Source organism: Bacillus hominis (assembly GCF_018332515.1).
Taxonomy (GTDB): domain Bacteria; phylum Bacillota; class Bacilli; order Bacillales; family Bacillaceae_G; genus Bacillus_A; species Bacillus_A hominis.
This window is the reverse complement of the sequence record NZ_BOQD01000121.1, coordinates 1-2,269: the sequence shown is the minus strand read 5'-3', so window position 1 is coordinate 2,269 and position 2,269 is coordinate 1. Positions and strand designations below refer to the sequence as shown.

The 2,269-nt window shown below is 35.8% G+C and carries 1 protein-coding gene, 1 pseudogene and 1 other annotated feature; the gene and the pseudogene both read right to left on the bottom strand.

Annotation, left to right across the window (positions count from 1 at the left end):
- Nucleotides 1-82: 82 nt before the first annotated feature.
- On the bottom strand, nucleotides 83-1,396 hold the full coding sequence (locus KI356_RS13720) for an APC family permease (protein WP_212935679.1): 1,314 nt from the start codon (nucleotides 1,394-1,396) through the stop codon (nucleotides 83-85).
- A gap of 65 nt (nucleotides 1,397-1,461) precedes the next feature.
- Nucleotides 1,462-1,698, bottom strand: a binding site (T-box leader).
- A gap of 215 nt (nucleotides 1,699-1,913) precedes the next feature.
- A pseudogene (locus KI356_RS13715) lies at nucleotides 1,914-2,269 on the bottom strand (hypothetical protein); the annotation flags it as partial.

The following is a 2,269-nucleotide window of genomic DNA, read 5'->3' as shown; positions in this document are numbered from 1 at the left end:
TAACCAAAAGAGAAAGTGTACGCAAGTATAATTTTTTTACAGCAAAAAAGCAGGCGTATTATACGCCTGCTTTCTAATATTATTAAACTCCAGTTTCTTTCTTTTTATTTAAATACCAGTACACCGGAAGTCCAGTAAATACAATTCCAATTGATAAGAAACAACTTACCGGATCATTAATAATCGCACTTCCAAGCACAAACAATGATCCCAAAATCGCAACGATTGGCACAATCGGGAATAACGGTACACTATATGCACGCTCTTTATCCTTGTTACGTTTTCTTAAAATGAAGACACCGATAAATGTCATTACATAGAAAATATAAATGATGAATACGGAAATCTCGGATAGCTTATTCGGATCACTAATAAGCATTAAAATAGTTCCTAAAATGATTTCAACAGTAATCGCATTTGCTGGTGTTTTAAATCTCGAATTTTCTTTTGCAATAAACTTAGAAAATGGAAGGTGTCCACGCTCTGCCATCGACATCGGAATACGTGGGAATGTTAAAATCTTTCCATTTAAACAACCGAAAATAGAAATGATAATACCGATACTAATAATTTTTCCGCCATATTCTCCAAGTAGCATGCCCGCAGCTGTCGCTGTTGCATTTTCTCCAAGGTCTACAATTTTCGCTGCTGGTAGTACGTTTAATAACGCTAAGTTAATTAATACGTAAGCAGCCGTTACAATTAAAATCCCAACTGTCATTGCCTTCGGTAATAATTTTGTTGGGTTCTTCATTTCTCCGCCGATAGAAGCAAGTAAAATCCAGCCATCATAAGCAAATAAAGTTGCTAAAATTGCCATCCCGATGCTTTGATTTTCTGATATTGGCACAACTACGTTGAAAATATCACTGTTTCCCTTCCAAAAACCTAACACAACAATTAATATAATCGGAATCATCTTCCCAACTGTCGTAACCGTCTGGACGATGCCCCCATATTTTGTTCCCATACTATTTATAACACCAAGGAACACCACTGTTCCAATTGCGATTGGTAAATTCCATACTTTATCTAAATAGAAAAAATTAATCATTAAAGAACTAAAATACAAACCTAACGTTCCAATAATAGCTGGTCCATATACAATCGTTTGCATCCAGCCAGATAAATACCCCCAAAAACTTCCGTAAATCTCCTCTAAATACGTATACAACCCACCATTTTTCGGAATTTGTGCTCCAATTTCGGCTACTGTTAAACCACTTGCTAACGTCAACAGACCACCAATTACCCAAGCAAGGATTGCCATATTAGAACTCCCCGAGTAATCTAATACGCTCCCTGGTTTCATAAACACACCAGACCCAATAATAGTTCCTACTACGATAGAAAGTGCTACTGTTAAACCAATTTTATTTTTCTCATCATGATGCATGCTGCGTATCCTCCTTCCAATTCTAGTGTGATGCAAAAATGAAATAAAAAAACACTCCTCCCTAAAAAAGGGACGAGTGTTATATTCGTGGTTCCACCCTTGTTTCAATTCGTAAAGTGACACACTTCACCAATTTCTCAAGTCTAAATAACGGTTTTTGCCGGCAAGCAATTACTAGATATCCGTTCACTGCTGCAGTTCAGAGGTGGTAATCGATTTTCCCGTATTAGGAAGCTCACAGCCAAAGGCTTCCCTCTCTGAGAATCGTAAAAAATTGATCATATCCTCATCATCACTTCTTGATGTCGAATTTTGTAGTTATTTCTCATTATATTGAATTGTTAGAAAAAATCAATATATATTTTATATAACAAAAGAAATATTTCTCTTCTTATATTATAACAGAAGCTATTATATTTCTCTAATTTTCAATCAAAAGGACCGATTTCCACATTAAGAAATCGGTCCTAAATATGTACCTTTCGGTTGCCCACACGAAAGATACTACATAATTCAATTATTTATCTTCATTTTTCATGAAAAACTTATGGTGCGGAAGATCCACATTTAATTCTGCTAATTGTTTCTTTTCATTTTCTAGAATCGCTTTCGCTTTTTCTTTCGTTGCTGCATCTAAGTTCGCGAAGATGTCTTCATGCTTCTCTTTCTCTGGAAGTTTCACACCTAATTTTGTTAATTCTTCTTTTGCCTGTTCACGAGTTAGTTTCCCGGATTTTTCTTGCTCTAAAATCGACTTCGCTTTTTCTTTTGTCGCCTCATCTAGATTCGCGAACATATCTTTGTGCTTACCCTTCTCTGGGAATTTCACACCTAGTTTTGTCAATTCTTCTTTCGCCTGTTCACGAGTTAGTT